At 46.5% G+C, this 7,595-nt stretch carries 6 protein-coding genes and 1 pseudogene; 2 read left to right on the top strand and 5 right to left on the bottom strand.

The window, feature by feature from the left end; genetic code table 11:
* Positions 1 to 244 (top strand): annotated as a pseudogene (locus tag RID09_RS02485) (photosystem II q(b) protein); the annotation flags it as partial.
* A gap of 278 nt (positions 245 to 522) precedes the next feature.
* Here the strand turns inward: RID09_RS02485 and RID09_RS02480 are convergent.
* The 5 genes from RID09_RS02480 to purE all read right to left on the bottom strand — a co-directional run bounded on the left by RID09_RS02480 (position 523) and on the right by purE (position 6,066).
* Positions 523 to 2,190: an alpha-amylase family glycosyl hydrolase gene (locus RID09_RS02480; protein ID WP_446334372.1), complete on the bottom strand. Its 1,668-nt coding sequence runs from the start codon at positions 2,188 to 2,190 to the stop codon at positions 523 to 525.
* A 310-nt stretch (positions 2,191 to 2,500) separates the two neighbouring features.
* Positions 2,501 to 2,944 carry an OsmC family peroxiredoxin gene (locus tag RID09_RS02475; RefSeq protein WP_446334371.1) on the bottom strand — a complete coding sequence of 148 codons (444 nt, stop codon included), beginning with the start codon at positions 2,942 to 2,944 and terminating at the stop codon, positions 2,501 to 2,503.
* 144 nt (positions 2,945 to 3,088) lie between these two features.
* On the bottom strand, positions 3,089 to 3,643 hold the full coding sequence (locus RID09_RS02470; RefSeq protein WP_446334370.1) for a DUF2231 domain-containing protein: 555 nt from the start codon (positions 3,641 to 3,643) through the stop codon (positions 3,089 to 3,091).
* 39 nt (positions 3,644 to 3,682) lie between these two features.
* Positions 3,683 to 5,383 (bottom strand): beta-carotene ketolase CrtO, encoded by a 1,701-nt coding sequence (gene crtO, locus RID09_RS02465; protein ID WP_446334369.1) that lies wholly within the window; start codon positions 5,381 to 5,383, stop codon positions 3,683 to 3,685.
* Positions 5,384 to 5,538: 155 nt separating this feature from the next.
* Positions 5,539 to 6,066 carry a 5-(carboxyamino)imidazole ribonucleotide mutase gene (purE, locus tag RID09_RS02460; RefSeq protein ID WP_446334368.1) on the bottom strand — a complete coding sequence of 176 codons (528 nt, stop codon included), beginning with the start codon at positions 6,064 to 6,066 and terminating at the stop codon, positions 5,539 to 5,541.
* A 77-nt stretch (positions 6,067 to 6,143) separates the two neighbouring features.
* On the opposite strand from purE, the gene nagA reads away from it, so the two are divergent.
* Positions 6,144 to 7,292 (top strand): N-acetylglucosamine-6-phosphate deacetylase, encoded by a 1,149-nt coding sequence (gene nagA, locus RID09_RS02455; protein ID WP_446334367.1) that lies wholly within the window; start codon positions 6,144 to 6,146, stop codon positions 7,290 to 7,292.
* Positions 7,293 to 7,595: the final 303 nt, after the last annotated feature.

The raw sequence follows: 7,595 nt of genomic DNA, 5'->3' as shown, positions 1-7,595 counted from the left end.
GGTTGGTATCTGGTTCACAGCACTGGGTATCAGCACCATGGCATTCAACCTCAACGGATTCAACTTTAACCAGTCGATTCTGGATTCCCAAGGTCGTGTAGTCAACACCTGGGCAGACGTACTCAACCGCGCCAACTTAGGTTTTGAAGTTATGCACGAGCGCAACGCTCACAACTTCCCCTTAGACTTGGCGGCTGGTGAGGCTACTCCCGTAGCGTTAACGGCTCCTAGCATCAACGGCTAGTTCTCCGATAGATATTTGGTAAAACGTAGGGTGGGCATTGCCCACCCTACAGCTTTTTTGCATCTTTTGACAAAATAGCGATGGTGAAAGCCCCCCGCGTTTCAACCGGGGGATGAAACGAGTGGTTTGCATCTCCTCCATGAGCCTGCTTCTGCTGGAGGGAGCGGACGGGCACAATGATACTAAATCCGGGTTAGCTACTCCCGTTATAATCTAGTCCGCGCAGGCAGACTTTGTTTTTGTAGCAGCGATTTCAATCGCCTCCTCTTGCTTCAACGCTACTGCCAGACGAAAACTTGTGCTTCGTATTCACCTACATCAATAGTTAACTGATTATCCTCTGCTTGCACATCGTAGTCTCTTGTCCACTCGTGCCAGGTTCCGTTTTCCGGAATATCAGGAACTTGATAACCTTCTAAATACTGCTCGGAGAAGTTGACAACAACAAACACCCGTGAACCTTGATCATTCCAACGCTCATAAGCAAAGACTTTGCCATCAGAACTGTCATGGAAAAATTTAAGGTTGCCAGTTTGCAGCGCAGGATTTTGCTGGCGTAGTGCGATTAAACCTTTGTAATACTCAAATAAACCACTATTCCGGTCATTCTCTAACAACGACCATTCTAGTTGTTGATTCTTTTCGTCAACATTGATGTCTGTGCCTTCGCCAAACTCTTCACCCATCCAGAGCATGGGAGCGCCTACACTTGTCATTAAAAGAACCGCCCCTAACTTCGCTCGTTTGAAAGCAGCATCATCAAGAATGCTATGTTCTCCCAATTGAAGCATGAGACGTTTTTGGTCGTGATTACTCAGGTAAATAATTGCCTTAGTAATACCTTCGGGATAACCTTGTTGCTTAGGTTCTAGTGCCTGTTTTAGCTGCTCTAGATTGAACTCGTCTCCTAAAAGATGGGGTATAATTTGATGATAAAAATTGTCATGCCAGCATCCATCCATCGGTCCATTAGGACTTATCAGATCGGGGTTCTCTGGAATATGTTCGCCGATGTTGTAGAAGGGTTTGGAAAATACTGCGTTTTTCGTTTCCTCAATCAGTTCATTCAGGAAGTCACGGTTATCCAGTTGCTTTAATGCGTCGTACCGAATGCCATCGATGTGGTATTCCTGAATCCAGAACCGCACGACAGCCTTCATAAAATCGCGGGCAGGAATGGCGTCTCGGTGTTCATCATAATGATTATAGTCAAACTCTGGTCCCCAGTAAAAGGGGTCGTCGGGATGGTGACGATCATGATAATACCAGTAATCCCGGTCAATTTGCAGGAGTGGGCTTTCTTCAGAGGAATGGTTATAAAGTTGGTCTAAAATAACCCGAATACCTCTGCCGTGGCATTCATCAATGAGCTGCTTTAAGTCTTCTGTTGAACCGTAGTTGGGCTGTGGTGCAAAAAAGTAACTGGGAGTATAACCCCAGTTATACTCGCCAGGAGCCTCGTTTACTGGCATCAACTCGATTGCGTTAATTCCCAATTCCTGCAAGTAATCTAATTTGGCAATAACATCCTGGTACTGTCCCCGCTTTTCAGTATCACCCTCACTGTGATAAAAATCGGAAACGAGTAGTTCATAAATGACTAACTCATGGTTTGCGGGTAAGGGTTTGTCGTCATTCTGCCAAACGTAGGTATCAACAATCCGTTCGCCCCCTTTAATCCGAACGACTCCATTTTTTGTATCTGGAGTGAGTTCAGTGACGTATGGATCAATGATTTCTACCCATTCATCGGGTTCATTTGACCAACTTTTAGACTGAACTCGGAATTTATAGTGATAAACCCCATCTTCTAGATCAACATTGGTGCAGAAATAACCATTTTCATCTTTCTCCATTGAAATTTCTTGCCAATCCGAAAAAGACCCAATTAAGGCTGCTTTTTTGTTATAAGGAGCGAGTAGTTTAAATTCAATTGAACTTGACATAAATGGTTTTCTTGTTTAATTTTCTTAAAGGCAATAGTCTCTTAGGTATGCATTTCTTTTGGGAGAGTCTCTGATATCCAGGGCAAACTGGGACGTTACCGCATCAGCAGAATATCGGCTGTGATTTTGCGATCGCATCTAGCCCCAGAACGAAAAATCGCTGCTACACACACCTTCGTCCGCCGACGCTTCGGCAAGCTTCGTTAACGCGGACTAGGTGATAACGGGGGTGGCTAACCCGGATTTGGTATGAGTTAGCGTGGGCAGACTGTAACCGTGGGAGCATCACTCAAGGACTATAAACCATGAATTATGACGTTAAAGCCGCATCAAGTTCGATTTCTACATTTTGACGCAAGGCATTAGAAATCGGACAAACTTTCTCCGCTTCTTGGGCAATCTGCCCAAAGAGAGTATTGTCCAGGTTAGGAACTTGTCCTTGTGTGGCTAGACGCATTTTGGTAATCTTGAATCCCCCATTTTCCTGGGATTCTAGTGAGCAGAATGCCTGGGTTTGCAGACTTTCAGGTTGATAGCCTTTTTCTGTCAAGGTATGGGCAAGCGCCATACAATAACAAGCAGCATGGGCAGAGGCAAGCAGTTCTTCAGGATTTGTACCTGGGGTATCCTCGAAGCGCGTGGAAAAGGTGTAGGGAGTATCGTTGAGGATATGACTTGATGCATTAATGTGACCATTGCCGCGTTTCAAGTCACCATTCCATTGTGCTTGTGCCGTTCGGGTTAGTGTAGTCAAACTCCTACCTCCTAGTGTTATTGAATGAATTTTCTCTTTTGTTAAACGCTGCTGCGTTATTCAAATTATTCGCCAGTTTATGGTATGAGTTATGGTTAGTAACTTCATGTGCCACAAGGTAGATCCTGCCTTATCTTTTTAGCATTAAGAGACATGAGTCTCACCGGGACCAACGATACCAACCTTATGACGGAACATCAATTCACCACCATACCAACCACTGGCTAATAGTAAGATTGACACTATTAACGAGATAATCAGTCCTACGGGAAGAATAATCGTGACTGGATTGCCCAATCGGAGGAAAAAGTTCACACCACTCAACACCAGTACCGCTACATTGAGCAGCGCATGTGCCCAACCGGCTCTACGTTCACGGGCTCTGGATATACGCAGGAAGTCTACAATACCCACTACTGCTGCGGCAATCGCTGAGAGTAATCCCACTCCCAATAGCCAAACTGAGGCTCTTGACCAAAATACATCGCGGGTTAGCCAGTAACCGATATCTGTACCCGCTACACCACTCAAAAACGCGATCGGGAAGATGACAATAATTGGATGGATAGGGTGACCAAAAATCGCGACAGAACTGGTAATTCCTGTTCCCCGATATTCTGTCTCTCGGCTATCGATGAGGGGTGGAATACTGGGATAAGGAACGCTTTCGCTTTGAGTTTGAAAATCTCTAGTTTCCATGTTTTTCTCCGAATGGTTGTATGGGATTCAATCACTGCTTTATTGTGCAAGTTTAGAAACAGACTCAAATCGGGATTTAAGCCAGTTTCCGGCTTCTTTAAGGTTCTGGCTCAAAGGTTGCTGGGTGTTGAGGAATACGCGGGCGCAATTACGTCCAGGTAGACCGGAAATTGAGCCACCGGGGTGGGTTCCTGCCCCCGTCAGGAATAATCCGTCAATCGGGGTTTTGTAATTGGCAATTTCGGGTAGAGGACGGAAGAATATCATCTGGTCTAGGGTCATATCAATGTGGTAATGATTGCCTTTGTAAACCCCCAGGCGATCGCTTAAGTCAGCCGGACTCTCCACTCGACGGGCAATAACGGAATCTTTGACGTTTGGTGCATACTCGGCTAACTTGTCAATGATCCGATCTGCGACTTGATTCTTGCGCTCCTCTGTCCAACCTGTACCAAATAAACCCGTCCCTTCAGCGCCTCGAATTTGATAGGGGGCATAGAACTCAATCCAGAGAGTATGTTTGCCCTCTGGCGCCATCGAAGGATCGAGGACTGTCGGCACAGCCACCCACAAAGAGATATCCTGTTCAGGAATATGTCCCATGATGGGCAAATTATGAGCCGCTTCTACCTGATTGACCGAGTCGGCAATTAGCACTGACCCCATTAGATATTCATCTTTATGGTCATAAGCTTCAAAACGAGGCGCTTCTGAGAGGGCGCAGTCGATCTTCAAAATGCCGTCATTACTATTGACAATCCGACGCTTGATCCGCTCGTTTAACTCAGGCGCGATCGCTTGGGCATCGGCTGGGTCAATCAGCTGAAGGAATAGACGCTGGGCATCAATGCTGGAGATAATCCCTTTTGTCGCCCGATACTCCTGACCCCCTGCAACCCGAATGGCTTCGGCTCGTCCATTGTTGCCGATTAAAATCTGCTCAACCTGCTGATCACATAAGATCGTGCCTCCATGATGGTTTACCAGCTTAACCAACGCTTGGGTTAATGCACCCGTACCCCCGCGAGGTCTGGCGGTACCAGGGTCATGGCGGAGTGCCATCATCATCGCACCCATGGCGATCGTTTTCTCTGCGGGAGAAGCCCCCAGTTCAGAGGCAAGTCTAGCCAAGGGGGCTTTGACAAATTCTGAGTCAAACCACTCATTTAAGGAGTCCTTAGGACTTGTCAGCATGGTACGGATCAAGTCTAGGGTGTCATCCACACCTCCTAGCAATGAAAGGAGATCTTGCAGGTTATGCAACCCATAGTTCCCTAAAATGTCAACGACCGATTTAGGGGGTGCATTGAATATAGGAGTAATGGCTTGAATAAGGCGATGCCAAAAGTCCATATACTCTTGATACTTCTGTGCATCACGCTGGTTATAGCGAGCGATTTCTGCACAGGTTTTTTCGACGGAATGATGAGCTAAGAAATACTTGCCATCTGGATGAGGACAGAAAATAGTGGGATCGCAGTATAGATACTCAAGCCCAAACTTGGTTAACTCTAGTTCTTCAACAACCGGTCCTAGGTGAATGAATTCGTGATCGATCGCACAGAGGTTGAAGTAGAAGCCGGGAGCTTCTTCCGGCATGGCTTCCTCAGTTGTAGCGGCTCCACCTGCGATAGAGCGCTTTTCTAGTAGCAAAACGCTGTAACCTGACTTGAGCAAATAGCCTGCACAGACTAAAGCATTATGACCTGCACCAATGATGATGACATCATAAGTTTCCATAAAAAAGTAGAGGTATTGGCTTATATTTCCCAGATGGTAAGGAACCTGAACGGTTTGTTGAATCTATCAGAAGGAAGAGGTTTTCTTTGATTAGCAGGTTTTAATAGTTTCGTCAAAGATAAAGTATCGATTGGTTTTTAACTTCACAGAAGAAGTTAATTATTCTGCGACAGGTATTGTTGATACCCCAATTTTTCTAGCGCCGCTTGCTTATCCATGACCGATTGAGTTAAACTCTGGCGATACTGCTGCACTCGTTCGAGTAACTCAGGTTGCTGGGATGCCAAAATCTGCACGGCTAACAACCCGGCATTTTTAGCATTGCCAATGGCTACTGTAGCCACAGGAATTCCGGCTGGCATTTGCACAATTGAGTAAAGAGAATCCACCCCTTGTAAATGGCGGCTGGGAACTGGAACACCAATGACGGGTAACGGTGTCAGAGACGCCACCATACCAGGTAAGTGAGCCGCACCTCCAGCCCCGGCGATAATCACCTTGAGTCCACGCTGATGAGCGCTTTGGGCATAGTCTACCATGCGTTGGGGAGTTCGGTGCGCGGAAACGATCGCGACTTCGCAGGAAACCTCGAATTCTTCACAAATTGCGATCGCGCCCTGCATTGTGGGCAAGTCGGAATCGCTGCCCATGATAATACCAATTTGGGGTTTGTTATTTGTCATTTGTCATTCGTCCTGTTTGGCTGTTTCCTGTTAAGAGTTCCCTGAATTAAAATGATGCAGGATTAATTATAAAGAATATGATTATTATTAATGCACGAGTACCCGGTTATCAAGGCTTGCAACAAGTAAGGGTTGATGCTGAGGGAAAAATTTCCGCGATCGCACCCATGACTTATATCGCTCCTGATGCCGCTACTATCGATGTTACAGGAGATTGGCTCTCCTTAGCTGGGGTCGATTTACAAATTAATGGGGCGCTCGGTTTGGCGTTTCCTGATTTAACTCTGGGGGATAGCCAGAAATTACAGCATATTTGCCAATTTCTATCGAATCAGGGGATTGATGGGTTTTTACCCACCTTGGTAACCACCTCGATCCAGAAAATTCAACAATCGCTGGCGGTGATTGCTGATTTTTTAGCCACCTCTTGCCACTATCCGGGAATGGCGCAAATCTTGGGGGTGCATTTGGAGGGACCTTTCTTGCATCCTCAGAAGCGAGGAGCGCATCCTCCAGAATATTTATTACCACTTACCCTAAAAAATGTCAAGCAAGTTTTGGGGGATTATGGCAAACTGGTCAAAGTGATGACTCTAGCGCCGGAGTTAGACGAAACAGGTGAGGCGATCGCGTATGTGCGTTCTTTAGGAATTACCGTAAGTTTAGGTCATTCCCAAGCAACAGCCGCTGAAGCGGAGGAAGCCTTTGCCTTAGGTGCTTCAATGGTAACTCATGCCTTTAATGCGATGCCGGGATTACACCATCGGCAACCCGGATTACTCGGTGCCGCCATAACTCATCCTCAAGTTCGCTGTGGGGTGATTGCGGATGGACAGCATGTTTGTCCGACAATGTTACAAATTCTGCTGCAAGCGAGTGGGTATGAAGCGGGATTGTTTCTGGTGAGTGATGCTTTAGCGCCGTTAGGATTAGGTGATGGGATTTATCCTTGGGATGAGCGTCAAATAGAAGTGAAACAGGGTACGGCACGATTAACGGATGGTACATTAGCGGGAACCACCTTACCGTTATTGGTGGGAGTGCAGAATTTGGTAGAGTGGGGACTGTGTGGAATCGAGAGTGCGATCGCCCTAGCAACAGAGTCACCTCGGCACGCGATCGGTTTACCAGGGATTGGGGTTGGACAACCTGCTAATTTGTTGCGATGGCATTGGCATGAGGAAACATCAAAATTGAGTTGGCAACCTTTAACCTTCAATGGATGATTTGTCATTTGTTAAAGAAGAGAAAACCTAACTCATGGTAAAGTATTTAAGCTCCGGCTTCAGCGGAGCTTGCCGGAGTACTTCACTCGTCCTCACTCCTCCATCCAAACTGACTCTGTAAGCAACCCCGGTCTAAAGCTTGCCCGATAAGCGAAGCGAAGGGACACGGAGCTTTAGCCAAGTAAGTTAAAGCTGTGCTTACCAGCCTAAGTGCTAAGCGCACTACGTTATCGGCAAGTGTTAAAGACCTACCAGTAGATGCGATAGCCAGTCTACTGCTCTAGAACCAAAAAGTTAAACAGT

This window comes from Coleofasciculus sp. G1-WW12-02 (assembly GCF_040219735.1).
Classification (GTDB): Bacteria; Cyanobacteriota; Cyanobacteriia; order Cyanobacteriales; family Coleofasciculaceae; genus Coleofasciculus.
Note: the sequence above shows the minus strand (reverse complement) of the source record. Positions and strands in the feature narration are given on the sequence as shown.